Origin of the sequence: Gemmata obscuriglobus, from assembly GCF_008065095.1 — a bacterium.
Taxonomy (GTDB): domain Bacteria; phylum Planctomycetota; class Planctomycetia; order Gemmatales; family Gemmataceae; genus Gemmata; species Gemmata obscuriglobus.
This window is the reverse complement of sequence record NZ_CP042911.1, coordinates 7,126,214-7,149,484: the sequence shown is the minus strand read 5'-3', so window position 1 is coordinate 7,149,484 and position 23,271 is coordinate 7,126,214. Positions and strand designations below refer to the sequence as shown.

Below are 23,271 nucleotides of genomic sequence, written 5' to 3'. Positions count from 1 at the left end.
CCGGCGGCCGATTTAGCGGTATAACGTCGTTGCCCTCCGTCCCGTGCTGCCAAAACAGCACCCGGCTGAGGCACCGGGTACGTGTATCAGAAGTCGCTGAACCCGTCGCCGCCCAAAGCGTCCAGTTCGTGCCCGCCCCCGTGCCCGTTCCCGTTGCTGCTGTGCCGCTTTAGGGCCTTGGATACCGCCGGCCGCGGCTTCGGTCCCGCCGCCCGCTTCGCCGGCCGCGCCGCCGGGGCCGAGCCGCCGGCGCCGAGCTTGAACCGGCTGACCAGGTCGCGGAGTTGCGCGGCCTGATCGGTGAGGGACTGCGCGGTGGCGCTCATTTCTTCGGTCTGGGAGGCGTTCCGCTGGGTGACGCTGTCCATCTGGGAGACGGCCTTGTTCACCTGCTCGATGCCGGTGGACTGCTCGCGGCTGGCGGCGGCCATCTCGGTGACGATGTCGGTCACCCGCTTGACACTGGTGACGATCTCGGCGAGTGTGTCGCCCGACCGGTTGACCAGCTCGGTGCCCGCATCGACCTTCTTCACCGAATCCTGGATGAGGCCCTTGATCTCCTTCGCCGCCGTGGCCGACCGCTGGGCCAGGTTCCGCACTTCCGACGCCACCACCGCGAACCCGCGCCCCTGTTCCCCGGCCCGGGCCGCTTCCACCGCCGCGTTCAGCGCCAGCAGGTTGGTCTGGAACGCGATCTCATCGATCGTCGTGATGATCTCCGCGATCTTCTTCGACGACCCGTTGATCTCGCTCATCGCTTCGACGGCCCCGCTCACCACCTGGCCGCCTTTCTCCGCCACTTCTTTGGAACCGCTGGCCAGTTGCCGGGCCTGCTGGGCGTTGTCGGCGCTCTGCTTCACCGTGGCCGTGATCTCCTGCAGCGAACTGGCCGTTTCTTCCAGACTGCTGGCCTGCTCTTGCGCGCCGGACGAGATCTCCTCGCTCGCGCTGGACAGTTGGCCGGACGCGTCGGCCAGTTGCTCGGACACCTCGCGGACCCCCTCCAGGGCGGTCCGCACGGACACGATCGCCTGGTTCAGGGCGCGGGCCATCTGTCCGATGTTGTCGGTGCCCAGGTCCGGGATCGACACCGTGAAGTCGCCCGCTGCCACCGCGTTCACCCCGGCCTGGATCGCCTCCACCTTGCGCTGGAGTTCGGCCGCCACCGCCGCGTCCTGCTCGGACCGGGTCCGCGCCGCCGCCGCCTCCTGATCGGCCCGCTCGGCCGCGGCCCGCGCCTCCTGGGCCGCCCGCTCCCGGTCCCGCGTCACCTGGGTCCGCTCCGCCTCCTTGGCCGCGATCAGCCCGTCAATAGCCACGTTCAGCGCGGCCCCCAGTTGCCCCATCTCGTCCTCCGACTTCACCTCCACCTTGCGGCTCAGATCCCCCTTGGCCACCCCGTCCAGCACCGCGATGGTCTGGGTCAGCGGGCGGACCACCGACGCGGTCAGCAGCAGTCCCAGCCCGACCGCCGCGACCACCGCCCCGATGCTCACCGCCCACATCGTCCGCCGCCCCTGCTCGAACACCTTGGTGGCCCCGGCCTCCTCGTCCTTGCTGATGGCAAGCTGGGTGTCGACGACGCTCGTGAGGGCCGCGGTCAGTTCAACCACCGCCGCGGTCTCGCGGGCCATCACCTCCTCGGCCTTCTCGAACTCGCGCCGCTCGATGTGGCTCCAGATCTCCTCGCTGTACCGCTTCCACTCCGCGAACTTCGCCTCGAACGCCCTCCACATGACCGCTTCCTTGTCCGTCATCGGCAAGGACGCGTACGTCTTGATGCCCTCGTCGATGTTCTTCTTGGCCTCGTCGTGCGCACCGCGGATCGGCCCTGTGATCCGCTCGTCGCCGCGGCGACCGAAGATGACCGCGCTCCGCTCGAGCCGCTGAATGGTCAGCGCCCCGCTCCGCACCTTGCCCAGGGCCAGGGCGGAGGGGACCAAGTTGGAGTTGGCGTTGGTCTGGCACTCGCGGAGCGCGCCGAGCGCGTCGAACGACTGGTACGCGAGGATCGCGCACGCCCCGGCGACGATCAGGAACCCGCCCACCATGCGCGGGCCGAGGCGCAGTTTCGATAACGCCGCGAGGGTCGAGTCGATCACGAGTGCGGTCTCCGGTCGGTTAAGTCAGTTGCACAAACCGCCGGCGCCATGCGAACGCGCCGGGCGGGCCGGGGTTATCGATGTTACACCATCGCAAGCTCGTGGCTGGTAACGCCGACGAGCCGGTCGATGTTGATGAGGGACACGAGCCGCTGCCCGTCCCGGGCGATCCCGGTGAGCACCGAGGTGTCCACGTGGGTGCCCAGGTCCGGGGGCGGGACGATTTCCTGGCTCGCCACGTTGAGCACGTCGCTCACCGCGTCCACCAGGAGCCCCACGGCCCGGTCCGCGACGTTCACCACGATGATCACGGTGAACGGGGTGCACTCGGTCAGGGCCAGCCCGAACCGGGCCCGCAGGTCCACGATCGGGATCACGGCCCCCCGCAGGTTCAGTATCCCGCGCACGTCGGGCGGGGTGTTGGGGATCGTGGTCACCTTTGAGTAACCACGGATCTCCTGCACCCGCAGCAGGTCCACCCCGTACTCCTCGTCCCGCAGCCGGAACGTCAGGAACTGGCCGCTCCCGGCCGGGAGCAACAGCGGGCCGCCGGCCTCGTTCGTATCCATTCTTCACTGCGAGGTTAAGAGTCAGCGCCCGGAATAAGCGGAACGGTCGGCGCGCGGCCGGTTCCGCTGCCACCAACATCGGCGGCCGAGATCAAAATTTGCCCTCGTTGAAATGAGATAGAACAGAATCGCCTACGGCGAAAGCAATGTGATGCCAGATGTCAATTCGACTACCATGAGCTGAGAATTTTGAAGGCAAACAATGAGTTGGTTAAAGTGAAGTGTGAAAACACATCGTGTTTTCGTGCGTGTACTGATTTTTGTTTCCTCATGAATGTTGATCCGGGTGTGTTGCGGCGAACGGGGCGAGGTGCCTGGTCAACCGCCGCCCGCCGCAGAGCGCGACGTTCCCGGGGCCAAGTCGCACGACAATTCGCCCCACGGCTCAATAGCGTCGAAAGAGCCTCGTTACCTCTTCAGAACGCTGGCGCCGGTGGTGTGAAAAAACTGCCGGGACCGCTATCGCTCTGAACCGGATTTACCGCCCGATCGGTAAAATCTGCACAGGCGCAAACCGGGCACAACGGACGCGAAAGAAATAAAATCAATCGAGGAAATCGGTTACGGCAATGTGGCTGCTCGCTGTTACAACTGGCACGATCGCTGCTTTACAACTCAGCATCGAGACCTTCCCCCGGTCTCACGGAACAAGGCCTTCCCCCAAGGCCGCTCCTTCCCCCAACCCGTCCCCCTGACCCTTCACACGGGCCAGCAGCTTCCCCCGGCTGCTGGCCTCTGGTCTTTTACCCCAGATCGATGACGAACGCGCCCGGTGCGCCGGCTTCCACCATCGCCCCCGCCAACCCGACCCACTCGCCGCAGTTGTCGAGGATCACGGCGTCGGCGGTAGCCACCAGGTCGCCGGGCTGTACGAGTACCGCGTCCGGGTTCTGCACCACCTCGGCCGCCCAGTCGGGGCTCGTCGCGCGCACCATCTCTGCGAGCCGACCGCTGTTCGAAACCGGCGCGTCCAGCAGCCACGTACACGGCCCGGCGCCCCACGCCGCAAGGAGCCGCGCCGCCAGATCGAGCGCCGGCTGCGTCTCCTCGACTTTCCGGTACGTGCCGTGGACGCTGGCGAGGTCGCGGAACGAGCCGTCCCGCCCGCCGATGATGACGCCCCCGCCCAGCGCGGACTCCAGCGTGAGGATCAGGTTGAACCCGTCGATCCGCAGCGGGCGGCCCCGGAGCGCGGCGACCCCGACCTGCCGCGCCCGCCGCCCGGCGAGCGCCCCGTCCGAGCAGGCCGAGCGGAGCACCGCGGTTCGCTGGCGCTCCACCAACGCGTACCGATCCCCGACCAGCTTCAGCGACGACGGCGCGGCGTACCCGCGCGACAGCAGCCACGACAGGTCCGACACCGCGGCCGCGAGCGCGGGGCGTGCGTCGGGGCCGAACCACTCCGGGTCCTGCGGGCCGGGACCGCGGTGCTTGCGGGTATCGGGCATACGTTCTCCGTTCTCCTGCTGACCTCGACACGCGGCGGCCCCCTGATCTACTCTCCGCTTTCCCACCGGAGGGGCCAGAGATGCCGCGAAGTGTCGTCACGCAACTCATGTTCGAGGGCAAGGCCGAAGAAGCGATGAACCTGTACGTTTCGCTCTTCAACGGCTCGGTGCCCGCGGTCGAGAAGTACAAGGCGGGCGAACACGGCCCGGAAGGCACGATCAAGCGGGCCGAGTTCACGATCGCCGGGCACCGGCTCGCCTGCATCGACAGCCCGATGCCGCACGCGTTCACGTTCACCCCGTCCGCCTCCCTGTTCGTCGAATGCGCCGACGAGGCCGAACTGGACGCGGCGTTCGCCACCCTGTCCGCGGGCGGTGCGGTACTGATGCCGCCGGGCGGCTACGGGTTCAGCAAGAAATTCACCTGGATCAGCGACCGCTTCGGGGTGTCGTGGCAGCTCAACTTGGCGTGAGGGCGCACCGTGGCGAAACAAAAACCGGTCGACGACGTGGAGAGCGTTCTCGCAACCCTGGAGCACCCGCAGAAGCCTGCGATCCTCGCGATCCGCGAAATTCTCCTCGCCGCGCCCGGCGTCACCGAGGGCGTCAAGTGGAACGCGCCCAGCTTCCGCACGACGGAGTGGTTCGCGACGTTCCACCTGCGGGCGAAGGCGGGGGTGCAAATGATCCTCCACCTCGGCGCGAAGGCGCGGGCCGGGGACGGCATCACCGTCGTCGACCCGGGCGGACTGCTCACGTGGCTCGGCAAGGACCGGGCGTCGGTGACGTTCGCGGACGCGGCCGACGTGGCGGCGAAACGAGAGGCGTTCGCGGCGCTGATCCGCCGGTGGATCGCGCACGTTTGAACCTGGGGTGTACCGGTCGCCTCTGAGCCGGTAGCATAATCCGTTTCCCCAGGAGCAGACATGACCATCGACGGAGTTTCCCAGACCACCGGGCTCGAGCGGCTGGTCGACATCGGGGCGGACGAGGGCGGCCTGAAGCTGACGATCCGGGACCGCAAACTCGAGACCGTACTCGGCAGCGTCACCGTCCCGGCCGAAGACCTGATGACCGTGCTCACGGAGCAACCGAAGGGGCCGCAGAACATTTCCGGGGCGCTGGAGGTCGAGATCCGGCGCAACGAAGTGTGGCTGACGCTCGGCGGGCCGGACGCGGCCGTCGGGCTCGACGACCTGATGGACGCGGTCGGCGGCGCGCTCCCGTCCTGATGCGCGCCCCGGTAACGGGTGCCCGCTTTTGCCTTTGTGGCGCACATCCCGATCCTCCGCGCGGGGCGGTCGTCCGAGCCAATCGCGACCGCCAGTTCGTACCTCATTCGTACTGACCGAGCGCGAGCCAGCCCGTTTGCGTCATCACCTGACGCAGAAAACGTTCGCTTACTCATCTGCCCTTCACTCGCTTTCCGGTAAATGTGGGAACCGTACTCCCGGCCCCCACAGGATGCCGCCATGCGGTGGATTCCATGCGTTCTGGCGACGGCGCTCTGCGCCGGTGTCGCCACCGAGGCATCGGCCCAGCAAATCATGATCGCCTGGGGCGACGAGGTGAGCACCCTGTTGCTGACCAACGCCGCGCTCCAGGCCGAGATCAAACTCACCGGCGAGCAAAAGGGGAAACTCAAACCCGTCACCGAGAAGCAAGCCAAGTTCAATAAAGAGTTCACCGACGCGTTCGGCCCGGACGCAAAAGCCGGCTTCGACCTGGTCCAGTTCAATGTCATGCGCGAGAAGCAGGCGGAACTGGCCGCGGAGGTCAAAACGGCGCTCGATAACGCGCTGACGGCCGACCAGCGGAAGCGGCTCAAGCAGATCGCTCTCCAGGCGATGAACTTCATGATCTTCAACGACCCGGATGTGGCCCCCAAGGGGCCGGCGTACACCGACGCCCAGAAGGCCGCCATGAAGGAGGTCGGTGCGGCTCTCAAGCTGAGTGACGAACAGAAGAAAGCCATTAAAGTCCTTGCCGACGGGGTCAGCAATGACAGCCGAAAGATCCGCGAGGAAGCGGCCCTCGGAGGGCTCACCCCCGCCGGCGTGGGGTTGCCCCCCGAGAAAGTGGCCGCCGCCAACGCGAAACTCGACAAGGTCCGCAAGGAGGCGTGGGTGAAGGTCGAAACGGCCCTCAACGAGTCCCAGAAGAAGATCTGGAAGGAACTCGTTGGTGAGCCGTTCGACTTGGCCACGCTTCGCCCGACACCGAAGAAGTAGTTACTCGAGCGGCCCCGGTTCGGTCGCCAATCACGAGCCGGCGGCCCCGCCGGGCGAATGCCCCTACCGGACGCGACGGGTTGAGTGCCGACCCGGACGCGCTGGCGTTCCTGTCCGGCGAGTTGAACCTGATCGAAGTCGTCGCGTGCCCGAATCGCTGAACGCGGTTGCACCGGGCACTGTGTCCATGCAGCACTTCCGGAAGTCCGGACCGCGCCCGACAGAGCAAGCCGTGCCGGTTTCCGTTCGCGGAGTGAAACGATCTCCGCGAATCGGTTCCGCCGCAAACAGCATCGTGTAAACGTCTTGTGCAATTTCATTCGGAGCCACGTTCCGTTCATTCCGACGCCGCGTGCGGGTTTTGCAGGCGCGATTCGGTGGTAGCGGTGCCCCAGCGAACCGCCCGCTCTCGACCCGTCCGCCGGCAGCGAATGTCCAGTCCGCGACCCGTTCGCATACCGCCAGTACCGCACTGTAACCCTCGTTACAGCCGCCGCTCGCTTGTGAAACGACTCGCGTAAGCGTGCTGTGGCTACCATCGGCGAACGCAGCCGGCGGCGAGCCGTGGGAGTTGCTGCCGGCGGCCAGGTGCGCAACTCGCCTGATGCCAGCGAAGCCGAGCCCCCATCAAACTGATGGCATCGCGTCCGCGTTCGTGATTCGGAAAGTTAGTTCCGATGGGGGCGCGGTGATGGAAGTGGAGCGGGTGGCAAAGACGTATCCTTACGCCTCGCCCCCGCAGGTTGCTCGATCGCCATTCACGAGTCGATTGGAATTCCGTTCGGGGGATGTGGGAAGAGCAGAGAACAGGAGAGAAGCCTACTTCATATCAGGGCCAGCGGTGGTGTTGAGCGCGTTCGGTGCTCGCGTGGCTTCGATCTTCTGAATCGCCTCCAGTGCGGCGATGGCGATTTCGAACTCCGCGCCGTCGCGCAACTCGCGCAACTTTGGGAGCGCGGCTTTCGCATCCGGACCGATCGCGCCGAGCAACCCGATGAGTTCCGGTTGCATCCCCCTCGCCGAAGGCTTGTTCAGGCCGTTCACCAGCTCGGGAACCGCGCCCTTCGCCAGCAACGCGTTCCGCTTCAACAGCGGTATCAGGGTGACGTACTCCGGTTCAAAGTCCCCCCACCCCACGTGCGGCTCGTTTAGCCGTGGAATGGCGCCGCGAACGGCGCGCGGCACCAACTCCGGGCAGTCCGCCGCGATGCGATCGAGCACCAGCGGCACGTGCCAGAACGCGCTGTTCGGGCGCTCGTGTATCGCGCGAGCGAACGTTGCCCGGTACGCGGCGGGATCGGCCTCGATTTTCGAGAGCGCGCAGGCCGCGAGCAGTCGCAACCGCGGGTCCGGGTCGGTGAGCAGTTCCTTGAGTTCCGGCACCGCGTCCCGTGCCCCCGGTCCGATGTCGGCAAGACACAACAGGCACCACATCTTCTCCCGGTCTTCGACCCTGGCCAAACGCGCGCGAATCAGGGGCACGGCCCCTTTGGCCGCCGGGCCGATCGTGCCAAGCGCGCGAAGGGCGCTATTCGGGTCGAATCCCTCCCGTGCCGTAAAAGTTGGCTCGCGCGTGAGATACGACAGCAGGAGCGGAACCGCGTCCTTCGCCGGCGGGCCGATCCGCTGAACCAAATCGAAACCGCGCCCGCCCTCGAGCATTTTGAGCACCGCGGGAATGGCCGGCGCGATTTCCTTTGCGAACAGGTCGGTACGTTCAAGCGGGCGGCGGTCGCCGTAGTCGGCGATCCATTGGGCCAGCGCCGCGCACACGTCCGGGTCGGACGAGTCGATGGCGTCGATCGTTAACGCCGCGTTCCAGCGGAGGTTGCGATCCCTCAGTAGCGGGAACAGGTGCTTGAGGTGCGGGCGCGCGAGGTGCCGCAGTTGACGGAATTCGACAAGTGCCGTGAGACGTTCCTTCGGGTCACCGCTCTTCAAGAACGGTACGAGCAGTTCAACGTCTTTGGGGGCCAGGCTGATCCGGACCGCGGAGATCGCGGCATCCAGAGGCGTCATTTCGGGGCGCGTCGCCCGGCCCGCGGCCCGTTCGCGCAGTGCGGGGAGCAGCGCTTCGGTCCCGGGACCGCGGAGGTCCTTGAGGGCGCGTACCGCGAACTCGCGCAGCTTTGTGTCGTCCGACTGTAAATGTTCCACCAGCTTTGGAATCGCCGCGGGGCCGCAAAAGCCGATGACCGCGGCGGCATCGATCTCGTAACGTTTGTCCCGGTAGCTCAGGAATTCCTTGTCATTGAGAAGCGGCAGCGCGGCCCTAACGACCTCCGGCGGGGCGGGGCGGCACCGTTGATTGATCGCCACCAGTGCGTGGAAGCGAACGCCGTAGTCCTTGTCCGCCAGGAACGGAATCAGTTCCCGTGCGATCGGTCGGAGGTCGGCTTCCGCCCGGCAGTGGAACCCGCCCTCCGATACGAAAGTGCCGAATGCGTGCTCGCACAACGCGTTCAATTGCTCTTTGCGGACCTGTTCGTCTTTGTCCGAGAGCAGACCGGCCAGAGCCTTTTGTCCGTCCGGGCCGAGCTTCAACAGGCTCAGCACGAGCCGATCTTGGTTATGTCGACTCAGGTACCGCACGATCGCCGGAACGAGAGGAGCGGCGTCGGCACCGAACGGCGCCCACGTGGACCACGCGTTCCCCCACCCAGAGCCGGAGAGGAGCCATCCGCGTTCGTCGGCGTCGTCAATCGCTTTGATGATTGCCGGGAACAGGTCTTTCCTGACCGCAGGAAGCGCCTTCGCGCCGATGGCCACGAGCGCCTTTGCCGCGGCATTACGCAGCGGCAACTTCAGCTCCCCTTCGGGAACCATCGCCCTCGGGTCGAGGGCCGTTTTGATCAGCGCGGGAACCGCGGCCTCTGCTTTCGGGCCGATAGCCGCGAGCGCGTTCAGCGCGTTCAGAGTCACCTGTTGGTGCTCGCCTTCACTCAAACACTTGATGAGTGCCGGCACCGCATCCGCGGCGCCGGGGCCAATGGCTCCCAGTACCGCGGATGCGCGCTCGCGAATCTCGGCGTCCGGATGCGTGAGCAATTCCGTGAGCGCGGGAACCGCTTTCGGCCCGATACGCTCGAGTGCGTCCCATGTCGCTTTGAGTAAGAAGTCCGCCGCGGCCTCTTCGCGGGACCACTCGCGTTGGTCCGCAAACGGAATCGGCGCCGGAGCCGGCGTGGAGCGAATCACTTCGACCAACGCCTGTACCGCGCCTTCAGCCTTCGGTCCGAGGTCGCCGAGCAGTTCCGCCGCAACGACCCGCTCGCCGGGTTTGCCGTTCTTGAGCGTCTTCACCAGACCGGGAACCCGTTCCGGAACGGGAGCCGCCGAAATCGGCACCGCGCCCAGCAGGAGTGGCAGCAGCGCGCAGAACGGCTTCATGTGGTCTACTCCGGCGACGTACCGCGCCCCGATATTACCTGACGGCAACCGCGATCGCACCTAACGAGATTCGTACCGGAGTACCGCGACCTTCCGCACTTGAACACGCGCCCGGAATTCCCGAACGGCCCGCTGCGGCGCAAGTGGCGCGGCAGGAACGATCGCCCGGGGTGCCCCTCTGGATTTTGGCCCGTTATTGGTTTTCCCAAAACCCCTTCCACTCCGGCCCCGCTGCTAATGCCCCCAGTTCGACAAACGGTGCCACATGCCCCAGATTCCATCTCGCCCCAGTTTGTTTCATTCTGATGTTGAGCAATTGCTTAACCGTTCCCTCCACCAACCCGCTTCCAATCGACTGCCCCCGCCGCAAACGCACCGCATAATTCAACCGCCCCTGTTGGCCACAAAAGTAATTCAATACGCCGCCCAAGGCGGCTCCGTCGCCTCCGGCGGGCATCTGCCCGGTCAGTTCTCCGATCCAGTCCACCAACCCGGGATATCCCAGTGCTATGCACATCTTGGATTTGTATAACTGATTGCGGATTGCTGATTTAGGGTTTTCACTGCGACGAAATTGGGGTTAACCGAGTGGTCGTGGGACGCGGGGTGGTGCGGGGTCCGCGACCCGGGACATGGAGGTCACCGTGATTCTGCCACCTCATCAGCGCGTCCCACGCTCCCAACCGCACGCGCCCACGGACTTCGCGCGCCAGGTCCTGGAGGGCCTGCCACTGGCCCACGCGTCGCTCGCACTCTTCGCCTATGGCGTTCCCGACCCGGTCCTCGCGGACCTCTACGAGCGACATCGGGGACGCGGCTATGAGGACGTCGTGACCTTCGCCCAACTGGTCACCTGGATCTTCGATGCGCTCATCGAACACCAGGGCTCGGGGCGGCAGGCCCACCTGCGACGCCACCGGCAACCCGACGACGGGTGCCACGAAGCGTTCTACGGCAAGCTCCGGCGCATCCCCCGGGGCCTGAGCGAAGCGTTCCTGCGGGACGTCACCGACCGGTTCACCGCCCTGTTCCCCGAGGTCGTCGCGCACCGCCTTCCGACCTCCTTCGACCGCCTGGAGGTTCTGATCCTCGACGGCAAGAGTCTCAAGAAGGTGGCCAAGCGACTCGTCGACACGCGGGGCACACCGGGCAAGCTCTTGGGCGGAAAACTGCTCGTGGCGTACCGGCCCCGTGACGGGTTGGTGCTCGACATGGCGGCCGATCTCGATGGCGAAACCAACGAGGCCAAACTGATCCCCGATTTGATGCCCCGAGTGCACGCCCGAGGCGGTCCGGCGAAACTGGTGGTCGGGGATCGGTTGTTCTGTGCGTCGAAGCACTTCGCCGAGTTCACCAAGGACAATGGTCATTTCGTGGTGCGGTACGCGCGGACCCTGTCGTTCGAACCCGACCCGAAGCGCCCCGCGGTCACGACCGCGGACCCATCCCAACGAGCCGTGGTCGAAGAATGGGGGTGGGCCGGGAAGCCCAAGGACAAGCTCCGCCGGTACGTCCGGCGGATCACCGTCGCGCGCCCGGTGGGCGAAGCGATTACAATCCTCACGGACCTGCTCGATTCGGCCCCATACCCGGCGACCGATCTGTTGGACCTGTACCGCATCCGGTGGACCATCGAAGGCACGTTCCAAAAGGTGACGGCGATCTTCGCCCTGGGTCGGTTCATCGGTTCGACACCGGAGGCGACCGTGTTTCAGGCGTCGATGTGTTTCGTCCTCGCGAACGTGGTGCAGGTCCTCCAGGGCTATGTGGTTGCGAAGCGGAAGGTGACCATCGACGACCTCTCGACGGCGCAGTTCTGCACGGACTGGCATCGTCAGTTGGCCGCGCTCAAGGAGTTGGTCGAGGTGTCGATGATCGTGTCCCTGATCCCGACGGATCAGACGGCAGAGAGTGTGGGAACGTTGTTGGATCAGTTATTGGGCACGATGTGGAAGCCGGGCTGGGACAAGACACGCAACAAGGCGCCCCGTGCCCACCCGCACGCCGCGAAACAGAAGGGGGCACACACCTCCGTCCAACGGCGTCGACAAGCCCACAAGCCCAACGAGGATCCCTGAACTCAGTTGTGCACAGCACTGGGGATATCCGTCTTCCAGCAGCTTCGACTTGCCCCGGACAAACGCCGTCGCGGCTTGGACCCCGGGACCGAACACCGCCTTCGCCCCGCTGGCGAGGTACTCCGCCCCATGCCAGAAGTCGAGGACCTGGGTCGCGTCACGGAAGTGCTGCTCGGACACGTTCCACAACCACTCGGCCCCATCCCCCAGTACCGTCATTTGGCTCGAATCGGTCCACTCCAGTCGCGTGGCCTCGTCGTGACACCGCTTCCCGAACAGGCTCGCCTCCTCCACGGCCGCGATCACCGACCGCGCCAACGGGGTTGGCAGGTCGCGTCCCTCCCAGTCCATCGCCGTGGTCGGCGCACTTCGCTCGCGCCGGGCAAAAACGGCCATCTTGAGATCCCGCCAACCGTCCTCCACAGTGTTGACCTTGCCCGCGTCGATGTGCAACTCGCTGTCCACCGGCCGCTCGGTCCTGGCCGCGGCTTGGGCTCGGGTGAAGACTTCAGCGGTCGAGCGGTGTTGCCGGGTGGCGGTGGCCTGGGCCGCCGTGGCGTGGCAGAGTTGCCGGATGGTGTTGTCGTCCAATTCCCAGCCGACCACCTCGGCCAGAGTCACTTCGGCTTTGGCGAAGGACTGTTGGACGCCCAGCAAGACGGCCATCCGACAGGCGCCCGGGGTGACGTAGCCGCTGAGGCCCAGCCCGCGATCGGCTCCGAACTCGCCTTGCCCGCAAGTGGGGCAGTGGAAATACCTCCGCTCCAGCTCAATCGGACCAACGGCGGTCACAACCGTTCGGGTGTGCGGTCCTTTGGAGCGCCCGGGGTGCGTCTTCGCGCAGGTGCGGGCGCGCCCCCTTTTTGCTCGTCCTTCTCGATCCGTGAACCCAAGGCGGCACCGAGTGTGGTCCGCAACAGTTTGCGCCCTTGATCGAGTGCATGCTTCTCGCAGGCGGCCAGGACCGTGCCGTCGGGAGCTTCTTGGGCCAGACGATTCAGGTCCGTGAAATAGCCCAGCAGTTGTTCCAAGGCCAACCGTTCGGATTCGGTACTGTATTCTATAGTCAGCGTCGGCATCAGTATCCCTCCCAGATTGCCACGGCTTCCCCAGCCGGCTCCCATACCGTTCACAAATGCCAAAATCCAGAGGGGCACCCATCGCCCGGGCGAGTTGCTCAAACGGGTTCACAGAGGGCGTTCGCCCGTCCGATAGAGACTGAACCGTAATCGCTTTCGCAGAGGTGCCATGAACCCGAAAATCGTGCCCGCAGGGGAAGGCCGCCGCCTCAACGTGCTCGGGGACAACCAACTCGTCCGCCTGACCGGCGCCGACACCGGCGGCTCGTTCACCTTGATCGAACAGACCAACCCGCCCGGGGTGGGGGTGCCGCTGCACGCTCACGCCAACGAGGACGAACTGCTCCACGTGCTCGAAGGGGCGATGGACTTGACCGTGGGCGGCCGCACCACCCGGGCCGAGGCCGGGGCGGTGGTGCTGCTGCCGCGGAACGTGCCGCACGCGTTCGTGACCGTCGGGCCGGGGATCACGCGCTCAACGGTCACGGCCTTCCCGGCCGGGATCGAGCACATGTTCGAGGAGTTGGGGGCGCTGCCGCCGGGGCCGCCGGTGATGGAGACGGTGTTCGAGATCTGCGGCCGCTACGGCATCCGCTTCCTTCAGCCCGCCGAACCGGGCGACGACCTGGCGGGCGTGTGATACCAAATCTGGTTGAAGAGTAACGGTGGTCGGGAGCGCCACCCGCCTGCTGACGCAGGCGGTTCGCCCGTAGCTCTTCGAACCGCCTGCGTCAGCGGGCGGGTGGCGTGCTCAACGACCACTACTCTTCAGTCGGACTTGGTCCTTACACCTGGGCCATCCCGCCGTCCACGAACAGCTCCACCCCGGCCACGTAGCTCGCGTCGTCCGAGGCCAGGAACACGGCCACCTTGGCGATCTCGTCCGGGGAGCCCATCCGGCCGAGCGGCACCTGACTCGCCATCCCCGCCTTGAACTCCTTCGACTTCTCCTCGGACCCGGCGATGGCGTCGATGGCCGGGGTCTCGATCGGCCCCGGGCTGACCGCGTTCACCCGGATCTTGCGGGCCTTCAGGTCGTTGGTCCACGACCGGGCGAACGACCGCACCGCCGCCTTGGTCGCGCTGTACACGCTAAACGCTTCCATCCCCTTGATCGACACGATCGAGGCGTTGAGGACGATCGCCCCGCCGTCGGGCATCAGCGGGAGCGCCTTCTGGACGGTGAACAGCAGCCCCTTCACGTTCGTGTTGAACGCCTTGGCGTAGTGCTCCTCGGTGATCTGCCCGAGCGGCGCGAACTCCCCGCCCCCGGCGTTGGCGAACACCACGTCCACCCGCCCGTACTTCTCCTTCACGGTGGCGTACAGCCGGTCGAGGTCGGCGAGGTTCGCCACGTCCCCGCGGACGCCGATCGCCCCGTGCCCGATCTCCTTCACCGCGGCGTCGAGTTCGGGCTGGCGGCGGCCGGTGACGACGACCTTCGCCCCCTCGGTCGCGAACCGCTTGGCGGTCGCCAGCCCGATCCCGCTGTTCCCGCCGGTGACCACCGCGACCTTGCCTTCGAGTTTGCCTGCCATCGGAGCGCTCCTGAAAAGACCGGGCCGCCGAACGGCCGGAGGATGTGTGTTAGAGTTCTGTGGGATTACCGAACCCCGCCGCCGGCGAGGAGTTGCTCGCCGGTCAGCCAGCCAGAGTCGTCGGAGGCGAGGAACACCGCGATCTTGGCGATGTCGTCCACCTTGCCCGAGCGGCCGAGCGGGGCCTGCTTCACCGTCTCCTTCTCCATCTCCGACCCGATGACGCCCGCGGTTACCGTGCCCTCGGTCTCGATCAGCCCGGGGTTCAAGGCGTTCACCCGGATCCCCTTCGGCCCGAGTTCCTTGGCCAGCACGCCGGTGATGGCGTCCACCGCCCCCTTCGTACCGCTGTAGACCGCACTTTGCGGCGGGGTAATGCGGGTGACCACCGACCCGATGTTGATGATGCTGCCGCCGGCCTTGAGGTGCTTGACCGCCGCCTGGGTGACGAGCAGGAGCCCGAGGACGTTGATGTTGAACTGGCGGTGGAAGTGCTCTTCGGTGATCTGCTCGATCGCGCCGAACTCATACACCCCGGAGTTGTTGACGAGGACGTCGAGCCGGCCGTAGTTCTTGACGGCGGCATCAATGATGGCCTCGGCGTCGGGCTTCTTCGCCACGTCCCCGCCGACCGCAACCGCCTTGCCGCCCTTGCTCGTGATGTCGGCCACGACCTTGTCGGCCCCCGCCTTGCTGCTGGCGTAGTTGACCACCACGGCCGCCCCTTCGGCCGCGAGGTGCCGGGCGATCTCCGCTCCGATGCCCTTCGACGCGCCCGTTACGACCGCTACCTTGCCTTCGAGTTTCTTCGCCATGACCGGCTCCCACTTGAGAAGTTGCAAGTCGCAACTGGCGGGGTATACAATAGGTAATGGTTGCTCCTTGCAACCGAATTCCAGAATTCTCCCACAACGGGGGAAAAGCCATGAAGCGTAAGAGTTTAGAGAACGAAGAGTGCCCGCTTGCCCGGTCCCTGGATGCGATCGGCGACGCGTGGTCGGTGCTGATCGTGCGGCAGGCGTTCGCCGGGGACCGCCGGTTCGGAGAGTTCGAGAAGAGTCTCGGGGTGGCCAAGAACATCCTGACGGTGCGGCTGCGGAAGCTGGTCGCACTCGGGGTGCTCGAACAGGTCACGGTTGAGGGGAGTGCGTACCAGGAGTACGTGCTGACCGAGAAGGGCCGCGGGCTGTTCCTGGTTTTGATGGCGATCCGGCAGTGGGGCGAGGGGTGCGGGGGCGACAACCCCTTCGTGCTGGTGGACAAGCGGGACCGGAAGCCGGTCCGGCCGCTGGCGTTCCACGCCCACGACGGGCGAGAACTCGGCCCGGACGACATGGAGTTGCGACCCGCCGCCGAGTCCGGCTGCCAGGCCGGGCCGGCGCGGCGGGTCACCCCACCAGCTTCTTGAGCAGCGCGATCTGACCGGCGTGGTAGGCGTAGTGCTGCGCGGTCCCGTGCAGCATGACCGCCACCGGGTACGGCTTGCCCGGTACGGTGGCGTCCAGCTTCGCCGCGTCAAGCCCGGCAACCACGCCGAGCAGTTTCCGGTGCTGGCGATCCAGGTCATCGAGCGCGGCCGCCCACGCCACTTCGTTCGTATCTATAACGGGCGGGAAATCGCCCGCGTCCGGCTCCGTGATCGGCCGCCATTCGGTAATGCGGTTCGCGACAACCCCGACCCACGCGGCGAGGTGATTCACCAGCGCCCACGCGGAGTGCGTGATCTGCGGGTGCTTGGCCGCGGCGGCCGCCGCCGTGACGCCCTTCAACACCTCCCGCAGCGGCGGCCCGTGCCAGCACTCGCCGTCGTAGGCGCGGCGGAGTTCGTCATCAATGCGTGCGAGTTCACCGGTCAGTGGCATGGTTGTGCTCCTCTTGGTACTTGTAGGCTCGTCCGGAACAAATCGATGCATGTTTGATCCGCTGCCGAACCTGCGCCGCGAACGCTTCTCGCTTCGCTGTGACGTTCGTCTCACCGGCGAACATAACCGACGCTTGGTCCTTGCCGATTCCAGTCGTTTCAAGTTCCAGGTTCCAAGTTCCAAGTCGGAACCCCGCTCGTCAAAAGCGCCGGCGATTCGTGTCGCTCGTGACTCCACTTGGAACTTGGAACCTGGAACTTGAAACGACTGGATCCAGTTTAGCGACCCGTCCGGGGCATCGTTCGTGATGCCTTCTGCGTCACATCGCAAACGTGGTGCCGCCTTGAGCCGGGTGGCACGCGGGTTGCAAATCTACGGCGGACGCCCAGTTGTTTCCCCCTCCGGGCTGCTCCGATGACCGCAACACCGACTGACCGCAAGGTAAGTGTGATGAGTGCGTGGGCCGAAACGCTGGCACGCAGCGCGCACTCGACACTGGATCGGATGGATTCGGCACTGACCCGCACCGAGGAAAGGATCGCGCAGGTGCGCGAGAAGATCGTGCGGCGCGACCGCGAACTGAAGCTGTCGTCCCGGAACTCCTGACAACCGCGGCCCCGGCCGCGATCCCATAATCGAGGACATGACATGGCACGCAAGAATCACGACGAGTGGGGCGAGTGCAAGGGCTGCAAGTGGTTCCAGGTCGAACCCGACGCGAGCGTCGAGAACACGACCATGGGGCTCTGCATCGAAGAGAGCCTTCAGCGGTTCACCCTTCGGGTCTCGGGCAACAGCGGGTGTAACTGCTTCGTGGCCGGTAAGGTGGCCCACGCGAAGGGCTCCGGCTCGGCTCCGCCGACGGCCAAGCCGACCCGCTAAGCAGGCGGCTGCAACGCTTGGGAGTGGGACACGCATCCCGCTCCCAAGCGTTGCAGCCGTCAACACGTTACAAATGCCCCTGGCCTCGTGATTCATCACCTGTCAGCTGTTGCACGTCTCTCCGCTGTGGTATCGAACAAGCCGTTCACACATCGGGTGTCCGCCTACGCTATGATAAACGCGTTCCTGTCGGTTTCGGAACGCGCTGACGGCCGTCTATTTGTGCAAACGCGAGCCTCATCCGGAGCCGAGAATCCGGCGCTGGGACGGCCGGGCACACCTTCGATCGCCCTCCATGCTCACTTGGCACGCGCACGAGAACGCGGTCACGGCTCTGGCGTTCGGCCCGGACGGGCGGTTCCTCGTGTCCGCCGGCGGCGACAACTCCGTGCGCATGTGGGATCCGCTGAGCGGGGTGGAGCAAGCGCGCATTGTTCTCCGTCACTCGCTCGCGATGGTGCCTGATCGAGCCCATCCGCTTCGGAAGATTTTCTTGTCCTGTGGCGGCGAACATGTTGCGGTTCACCGCGAGCGAAGCGGGCTCATTTTCGTCGATCGTGCTGCCTTCCGCGTATTCGCAACTCAATGGGCGGCCACGATCGTCGGCCCGTGTCTCGGGCCAGATGGCGCCTCGGTACTCGGATTGGTTGAGTCGCCCCTTATGGGGATGCGAAAGTGCGTTCAGTACTCACTCGCCGACGGCTCAGTTGCAGATCTCCCGCGAGTAGTAGACTGGTCTGCCCGGGCGATTGCGTTCGCGCCGGACGGGTCGCAAGTGGCGATCGGTCGTCAGTTATGGCACTGGCCATCGGTCGATTCGTCGCGCGGCACAAACATCGACATGAAGCGTTACGAACCCGAAGACCTCGCGTTCTCAGCCGACAACCAACACCTGTTCGCGCTGGTCGGCGGGAAGATCGTCGTGTACGGACTGCCGGGCGGGCTGTACCGAACGAAGCTCAAGGGGCACAACGGCCGCATCACCGCAATGGCCCTCACCCCGGACGGCTCGCGGCTCTGGACCGCGAGCCGCGACGCCACCGTGAAGTGCTGGGACACGCACGCCCTTACCCTCGACCGCACCTACACCTTCCAGACCGGCGGGCTGGACTGCCTCGCCGTGTCGCCCGACGGGAACGTCGCGGCGGTCGGCAGCGGGCAGAAGGGGACGATCACGCTCTGGGATTTGGGCTAACCTGCCCCGCGCTGCGGCGCCGGCGGGCGGATACAATTCCGGTATCCCGTTCACACATCTTCCGCCCGCGCTGAGGAGCCGGAATCATGGCGTTCGACCCCGTTAAGCTGGCCGCCGACACCGAAGCGTTCTGTCAGGAGGTGCGGCCGGCCGAAGAGTTCGCGTACGCGAACCGGCAGTTCAACGACCAGGTGGTGCCGCTGGCCGCGAAGCACGACCTCCTGGGCATGAACGTGAAGCCCGAGTACGGCGGGCGCGGCGCCGACGCCGTCAGCTACTTCAAGGCGCTCGCCCGCATAGGGCGCGAGGGAACCACCGTCCGCACCTTCTTCTCCGGGCACCTGAGCATCGGGGCGTACCCGATCCAGACGTGGGGCAGCGAGGCGCTCAAGCGGAAGTACCTGCCCGCCGCTGCGAAGGGGGAGAAGATCCTCGCCTTCGGGCTCACCGAGCCCGACGCCGGCAGCAACCCGCGCGAGATGACCAGCACCTACGAGAAGCGGGGCGATCACTACGTCCTCAACGGGGTGAAGTACCTGATCTCCAACGGGGGCATCGCGCACGCGGTGGTCGCGTTCGCGTACCCCGCGGGGCAGGTGGGCACGGGCCGCATCTCCGCGTTCGTCGTGGACACGGCCGCCAAGGGGTTCGAGGCCGAGAGCTTCGCCGCGAACGCCAAGATGGGGATGCCCACGTCCAACACCGCCATGTTCGAGATGCACGACGTGGCCGTGCCCGCGGAGAACCTGGTGGGCGAGGAGGGCGACGGGTTCCGGGTCGCGATGGGCACGCTCGTGAGCGGGCGCCTGAGCGTCGCCGCCGGGTGCCTGGGGGTGATCGAGGACTGCCTCGCGGAGGCGATCTGGTACGCCAAGGAGCGGAAGCAGCACGGCAAGGAGATCGCCCGGCACCAACTCGTTCAGGACCACATCGCGCACATCGAGATGGACCGCGTGGCCTCGGACGCGCTGCTGATCCGCGCCGCCGAGGCGAAGGACCGGTCGGCGGCGAGCCCCGGCGACAAGGAGCTGGCCCGGCACGCGGACCTGCTGGCGGCGCAAGCCAAGCTGTTCGCCACCAACGCCGCCTGGGACGCCGCGGACCGCGCCGTGCAGGTGTTCGGCGGGCGCGGCTGGAGCACCCTGTACCGCCCCGGCCGGCACCTCACCGACGTGCGCGTGTGCCGCATCTACGAGGGCACCGACGAGATCCTCAAGCTGAAGATCGCGGCCGCGCTACTGGGCAAGGAGTGGGAAGCGTTCAAGTAGCCGCACGCCGCACGGTTACGCGGCCGCGTTCGTCGGAGTTCGGTACAAGGACTGGCGGACCGCCCCGCGCCCCTCAAGACAGTGGGGCGCGGGGCGGTCCGCCGGTTCTGTTCTTACTTCTTCTCACCGTTACGGCGGAGCCCGTAGCCGGCGGCCGCGGCCAGCCCGATCAGCCCGCTCACGACGGTCGCGGGCTCCGGCACCCCGCACGGGGGCGGCGGCGGGCACACCGGCGGCACCACGACCGGCGGAACAACCGGCGGCACCACGACGGGCGGCGGGGGCGGCGGTACGAACGGCGGCGGGCTGACCGGCGGGTCCACGATCACCGGCGGCGGGAGCGTCGGCGGCACCACGACGACCGGCGGCGGGCTGGTGATCACCGGCGGGAAGAACGCGTGGGCCGGCTGAACCCACACGGCGAACGGGGCCGCTGTGAAGGTCACGGTCATCACCGGGACCAGCTTCTTCAGACCCTTCTTGAGACGCGTGCGGCGAGTCGTCACGATTGCCCTCCTTGACGCATTCCTCTAGATCACGTGTCTTACGCAGTCGCGCTTTTGTTTCTTCGACCGCCGCGAGTGCCCCGCTTGAACATTTCGCCCTGCGTGCGCGGCTCGCGCAGTTGTGCCGGACGTGCCGGGAGTGGCGGCCGGGCCCGACGCGCCGCCGGTGCGGGCGCCGGCCCTCAGAAGTTGGCCCGACCACAGGACCGCGGGTCGGGGCCGACCGTTCGTGTGCGCATAATCCGACGGATTCGATCGGTTATCCCGGTCCATTTTGGACGATCGTACCCAGTTCGGAACCGAGGCCAGCTACCGTCAGCGGGGCGAGCACCGGACCCGGGCCACGCGCCCGGTGTACCGGTTGCTATTACGGCGGCGCGACTGCTGATTCGCGGGTGGTGGATCGCCGGCAGCGCCGACACACTCGCGAGCAACCGCTGGGATTTGATCATCACATTCACACCCCACACCACACCCGGCGCGGGACAGACGGGGCTCCCACACCACGCCCGAATGACCGAGCACGCCGTAGCCGTGGCAACGACTGAGGAATGTCGGTGCCACAAGAAACAAACGTAGCCAACCGGATCGTAAGTACGGTCGCGAGCCGGTTCGCCGGTTCTGTTCTTACTTCTTCTCGCCGTTGCGGCGGAGCCCGTAGCCGGCGGCCGCGGCCAGCCCGATCAACCCGCTCACGACGGTCGCGGGCTCCGGCACCCCGCACGGGGGCGGCGGGGGGCACACCGGCGGCGACACGTCCGGTGGTTGGGGCGGCGGGTTGAATGGCGGCGGCGGGGGCGTCGGCGGCTCGAAGGGGGGCGGCGAGGGCGGCTGCGGCAATACTCTGGGCGGTCCCGAATCGTTGATAAAGGGCGGGAAGAACGCGTGGGCCGGCTGAACCCACACGGCGAACGGGGCCGCTGTGAAGGTCACGGTCATCACCGGGACCAGCTTCTTCAGACCCTTCTTGAGACGCGTGCGGCGAGTCGTCACGGTTGCCCTCCTTGACGCATTCCTCTGGATCACGTGTCTTACGCAGTCGCGCGCGTGTTTCTTCGACCGCCGCAGGTGCCCCGCTTGAACATTTCGCCCTGCAGGCGCGGATCGTATGGTTGTGCCGGACGTGCCGGGAGTGGCGGCCGCGCCCGACGCGCCGCCGGTGCGGGCGCCGGAGCCCAGAAGTTGGCCCGAGCGGGGGGCCGCGGGTCGGGGCGGTGCCGACCGCGGGTCGAAGGAAGGAGACGACGTGACGTAACTCGGGCGGTAGGAGATCGCCCGGCCGGCGTGTCAGGAGGACCGCTTCACATGCGCCGCATTCTGCTCGGCGGGCTGGGGATCGCGCTGGGCGTGTTCGCCCCCCCGGCCCTGGCTCAACAGCCGCGAACCGGCGCGCCGCGTGCCGCCTCATTAGGGCTGCCCAGCGCGCTCCCGGACTCACAACCCACAGAGGTTACGCAAACGGGCCTGCTCCGCGGCGGGGCGCCCCGCGGGACCGTGAGCTACGCGCCGGGAACCTTCGGCTCCCCCGCACCCGCCACGCCGGTCGTCGGCGGTTCGGTAACAGGTGCCCCCCCGGTCGGGTTCCCGGTGACCGGCGTTCCGACCACGAGTGGGCCGGTCGGGTACCCCGTTACGGGCGGGCCGGTCGGGTACCCCGTTACGGGCGGGCCGGTCGGGTACCCCGTTACGGGCGGACCGGTCGGATATCCCGTTACGAGCGGGCCGGTGCCCGGAGGGATGGTGGGCTTCCCGGTGACCGGCGCGCAGCCCGCCCCGCTCGGCTCGCCGCGGGTCGCGCCGGGGGGGGGGCCGCCGAGCGTCACCGAGTCGCGCGACCCGACCGGCCGTGTCCCCGACGGGACGACCTTCGTGCCGTCGGTCCTGCCGGACGGCGGGGCCGGCTGTCCGGTAGAGGTCGAGGACCCGCTGTTCTCGGACGCGCCGCTCACCGGGCTGGACCGGGTCGCGAGCGTCCGCCGGGGCTGGGTGAGCGCCGAACTGCTCATGTGGTGGAACCGGGGCACGGTGGTGCCGCCGCTGGTGACCACCAGCAGCACGGCGGCGCTGGGCATCATCGGCCAGGGCGACACCCGGGTGCTACTGGGCGGCTCGTTCGGCGACACGTACCACACCGGCGGGCGGGTCGGGGCCGGGTACTGGTTCGGGGACGGCGAGTGCCGCGGGGTGGACGCCCGGCTGTTCTGGGTGGCGCCGGCGACCACGTCGTTCTTCACGACCACGACCCAGAACCCGCTCCTGGCGCGGCCGTTCTTTAACATCAACCCGACCACCGCGCCGACCGTGGGGTTCGGGGAGTCGTCCGAGATCGTCGCCCGCCCCGGCGTGGCCACCGGGAGCGTGCTGGTGACGCTGAAGAACACCGTGTGGGGCGCGGAGGTGAACTACCGGCGGTACCTGACCAGCGGGCCGAACATGCGGCTCGACCTGCTCGCCGGCTACCGGTTCCTGGACCTGCGCGAGGAGCTCACGATCACCGAGCGGTTCGTGCGCACCCCGGACTCGGACCCGGCCATCGGCGTGCCGGCCATTTCGGGCACGATCACCGACTCGTTCCGCACGACGAACCGGTTCCACGGCGGTCAGATCGGGATCGCGGGCACGTTCACGCGGGGCCGGTGGTCGCTCGACCCGCGGGCCACGGTGGCGTTCGGTACGGTGCGCCAGACGGCCGAGATCAACGGCTCGCAGACGCTGAACTTCCCGGACCAGACCACGACGGTCACCCCGGGCGGGCTGCTGGCGGTGCCGGGGGCGAACATCGGCAAGTTCAGCCGGGACAAGTTCGCGGTGGTGCCGGAGGTGGGCCTGAACCTGGGCTGGCAGGCGACGGAGCGGATGAAGCTGTTCGTCGGGTACAACTTCCTGTACCTGAGCAGCGCGCTGCGGCCGGGCGACGCGATCGACATGCGTCTGGACGCGGCCCGGGTGCCGAACCTGTTGCCGCCGGGCACGGGGGCGCCTCTCACCAACACGATCCGCCCGGCCCCGCAGTTTAACAGCAGCGGGTACTTCGTCCAGGGCATCAGCTTCGGTCTCATGTACCGCTGGTGATCATGCCCCGATCGGTCAACGGTGCGGGCCGGCAACCTGCAGGTTGCCGGC

The 23,271-nt window shown here is 67.0% G+C and carries 21 protein-coding genes and 3 pseudogenes; 13 read left to right on the top strand and 11 right to left on the bottom strand.

Going from position 1 to position 23,271, the window contains the following annotated elements:
• Positions 1–86 precede the first annotated feature (86 nt).
• The 3 genes from GobsT_RS29520 to GobsT_RS29510 all read right to left on the bottom strand — a co-directional run bounded on the left by GobsT_RS29520 (position 87) and on the right by GobsT_RS29510 (position 4,119).
• Positions 87–2,102: a methyl-accepting chemotaxis protein gene (locus GobsT_RS29520; protein ID WP_010043704.1), complete on the bottom strand. Its 2,016-nt coding sequence runs from the start codon at positions 2,100–2,102 to the stop codon at positions 87–89.
• Positions 2,103–2,185: 83 nt separating this feature from the next.
• A complete protein-coding gene (locus tag GobsT_RS29515) occupies positions 2,186–2,671 on the bottom strand; it encodes a chemotaxis protein CheW (protein ID WP_010043706.1) in 486 nt (161 codons plus the stop codon).
• Positions 2,672–3,414: 743 nt separating this feature from the next.
• Positions 3,415–4,119 carry a DUF434 domain-containing protein gene (locus tag GobsT_RS29510; protein WP_010043708.1) on the bottom strand — a complete coding sequence of 235 codons (705 nt, stop codon included), beginning with the start codon at positions 4,117–4,119 and terminating at the stop codon, positions 3,415–3,417.
• 80 nt (positions 4,120–4,199) lie between these two features.
• On the opposite strand from GobsT_RS29510, the gene GobsT_RS29505 reads away from it, so the two are divergent.
• The 4 genes from GobsT_RS29505 (at position 4,200) to GobsT_RS29490 (ending at position 6,350) form a co-directional block, all read left to right on the top strand.
• Positions 4,200–4,592, top strand: a complete 393-nt coding sequence (locus GobsT_RS29505) for a VOC family protein (protein WP_010043709.1) — start codon at positions 4,200–4,202, stop codon at positions 4,590–4,592.
• Positions 4,593–4,601: 9 nt separating this feature from the next.
• Positions 4,602–4,985, top strand: a complete 384-nt coding sequence (locus GobsT_RS29500) for a DUF1801 domain-containing protein (protein ID WP_010043711.1) — start codon at positions 4,602–4,604, stop codon at positions 4,983–4,985.
• A gap of 60 nt (positions 4,986–5,045) precedes the next feature.
• Positions 5,046–5,351: a hypothetical protein gene (locus GobsT_RS29495; RefSeq protein ID WP_010043713.1), complete on the top strand. Its 306-nt coding sequence runs from the start codon at positions 5,046–5,048 to the stop codon at positions 5,349–5,351.
• Between the two features lie 240 nt (positions 5,352–5,591).
• Complete coding sequence (locus GobsT_RS29490) at positions 5,592–6,350, top strand: hypothetical protein (protein WP_010043715.1); 759 nt, start codon at positions 5,592–5,594, stop codon at positions 6,348–6,350.
• Between the two features lie 819 nt (positions 6,351–7,169).
• On the opposite strand, the gene GobsT_RS29485 is transcribed toward GobsT_RS29490, so the two are convergent.
• Together GobsT_RS29485 and GobsT_RS29480 are read right to left on the bottom strand one after the other, a co-directional pair.
• Positions 7,170–9,740, bottom strand: a complete 2,571-nt coding sequence (locus GobsT_RS29485; protein WP_010043719.1) for a HEAT repeat domain-containing protein — start codon at positions 9,738–9,740, stop codon at positions 7,170–7,172.
• A gap of 193 nt (positions 9,741–9,933) precedes the next feature.
• Positions 9,934–10,245, bottom strand: a pseudogene (locus tag GobsT_RS29480) (hypothetical protein); the annotation flags it as partial.
• A 139-nt stretch (positions 10,246–10,384) separates the two neighbouring features.
• Between GobsT_RS29480 and GobsT_RS29475 the strand changes: the two are divergent.
• Positions 10,385–11,818, top strand: coding sequence for a transposase (locus GobsT_RS29475; protein ID WP_162097345.1), 1,434 nt, complete (start codon positions 10,385–10,387; stop codon positions 11,816–11,818).
• A 21-nt stretch (positions 11,819–11,839) separates the two neighbouring features.
• Here GobsT_RS29475 and GobsT_RS29470 read toward each other — a convergent pair.
• Positions 11,840–12,772, bottom strand: a pseudogene (locus GobsT_RS29470) (ISKra4-like element ISGob7 family transposase); the annotation flags it as partial.
• Positions 12,773–13,066: 294 nt separating this feature from the next.
• On the opposite strand from GobsT_RS29470, the gene GobsT_RS29460 reads away from it, so the two are divergent.
• Positions 13,067–13,537 carry a cupin domain-containing protein gene (locus GobsT_RS29460; protein WP_010043725.1) on the top strand — a complete coding sequence of 157 codons (471 nt, stop codon included), beginning with the start codon at positions 13,067–13,069 and terminating at the stop codon, positions 13,535–13,537.
• A 145-nt stretch (positions 13,538–13,682) separates the two neighbouring features.
• Here GobsT_RS29460 and GobsT_RS29455 read toward each other — a convergent pair whose 3' ends face one another.
• Both GobsT_RS29455 and GobsT_RS29450 read right to left on the bottom strand, forming a co-directional pair.
• Positions 13,683–14,435, bottom strand: a complete 753-nt coding sequence (locus GobsT_RS29455; protein ID WP_010043728.1) for a glucose 1-dehydrogenase — start codon at positions 14,433–14,435, stop codon at positions 13,683–13,685.
• Positions 14,436–14,500: 65 nt separating this feature from the next.
• Positions 14,501–15,250 (bottom strand): glucose 1-dehydrogenase, encoded by a 750-nt coding sequence (locus GobsT_RS29450; protein WP_010043729.1) that lies wholly within the window; start codon positions 15,248–15,250, stop codon positions 14,501–14,503.
• A gap of 110 nt (positions 15,251–15,360) precedes the next feature.
• Between GobsT_RS29450 and GobsT_RS29445 the strand changes: the two genes are divergently transcribed.
• On the top strand, positions 15,361–15,843 hold the full coding sequence (locus GobsT_RS29445; RefSeq protein WP_010043731.1) for a winged helix-turn-helix transcriptional regulator: 483 nt from the start codon (positions 15,361–15,363) through the stop codon (positions 15,841–15,843).
• Here the strand turns inward: GobsT_RS29445 and GobsT_RS29440 are convergent.
• Complete coding sequence (locus tag GobsT_RS29440; protein ID WP_010043733.1) at positions 15,824–16,297, bottom strand: DinB family protein; 474 nt, start codon at positions 16,295–16,297, stop codon at positions 15,824–15,826. The two genes, GobsT_RS29445 and GobsT_RS29440, sit on opposite strands and share 20 nt — an antisense overlap.
• A gap of 414 nt (positions 16,298–16,711) precedes the next feature.
• Here GobsT_RS29440 and GobsT_RS38260 point away from each other — a divergent pair, with 414 nt between their 5' ends.
• From GobsT_RS38260 to GobsT_RS29420, 5 genes and pseudogenes are all read left to right on the top strand, one after another.
• On the top strand, positions 16,712–16,903 hold the full coding sequence (locus GobsT_RS38260; protein ID WP_162542123.1) for a hypothetical protein: 192 nt from the start codon (positions 16,712–16,714) through the stop codon (positions 16,901–16,903).
• Positions 16,904–16,945: 42 nt separating this feature from the next.
• Positions 16,946–17,179: a hypothetical protein gene (locus GobsT_RS29435; protein ID WP_109570785.1), complete on the top strand. Its 234-nt coding sequence runs from the start codon at positions 16,946–16,948 to the stop codon at positions 17,177–17,179.
• A 295-nt stretch (positions 17,180–17,474) separates the two neighbouring features.
• Positions 17,475–17,570, top strand: a pseudogene (locus tag GobsT_RS41275) (WD40 repeat domain-containing protein); the annotation flags it as partial.
• Positions 17,571–18,020: 450 nt separating this feature from the next.
• Positions 18,021–18,374 (top strand): WD40 repeat domain-containing protein, encoded by a 354-nt coding sequence (locus tag GobsT_RS40050; RefSeq protein WP_232068429.1) that lies wholly within the window; start codon positions 18,021–18,023, stop codon positions 18,372–18,374.
• An 86-nt stretch (positions 18,375–18,460) separates the two neighbouring features.
• Positions 18,461–19,642: an acyl-CoA dehydrogenase family protein gene (locus GobsT_RS29420; protein ID WP_109570786.1), complete on the top strand. Its 1,182-nt coding sequence runs from the start codon at positions 18,461–18,463 to the stop codon at positions 19,640–19,642.
• Positions 19,643–19,755: 113 nt separating this feature from the next.
• Here the strand turns inward: GobsT_RS29420 and GobsT_RS29415 are convergent, their stop codons facing one another.
• The gene (locus GobsT_RS29415; protein WP_010051671.1) at positions 19,756–20,148 is read right to left on the bottom strand and encodes a PEP-CTERM sorting domain-containing protein; all 393 of its coding nucleotides are present in this window, start codon (positions 20,146–20,148) and stop codon (positions 19,756–19,758) included.
• Positions 20,149–20,775: 627 nt separating this feature from the next.
• Positions 20,776–21,141, bottom strand: a complete 366-nt coding sequence (locus GobsT_RS29410; protein WP_010051674.1) for a PEP-CTERM sorting domain-containing protein — start codon at positions 21,139–21,141, stop codon at positions 20,776–20,778.
• A 312-nt stretch (positions 21,142–21,453) separates the two neighbouring features.
• Between GobsT_RS29410 and GobsT_RS29405 the strand changes: the two genes are divergently transcribed.
• Complete coding sequence (locus GobsT_RS29405) at positions 21,454–23,220, top strand: BBP7 family outer membrane beta-barrel protein (protein WP_148087912.1); 1,767 nt, start codon at positions 21,454–21,456, stop codon at positions 23,218–23,220.
• Positions 23,221–23,271 lie beyond the last annotated feature (51 nt).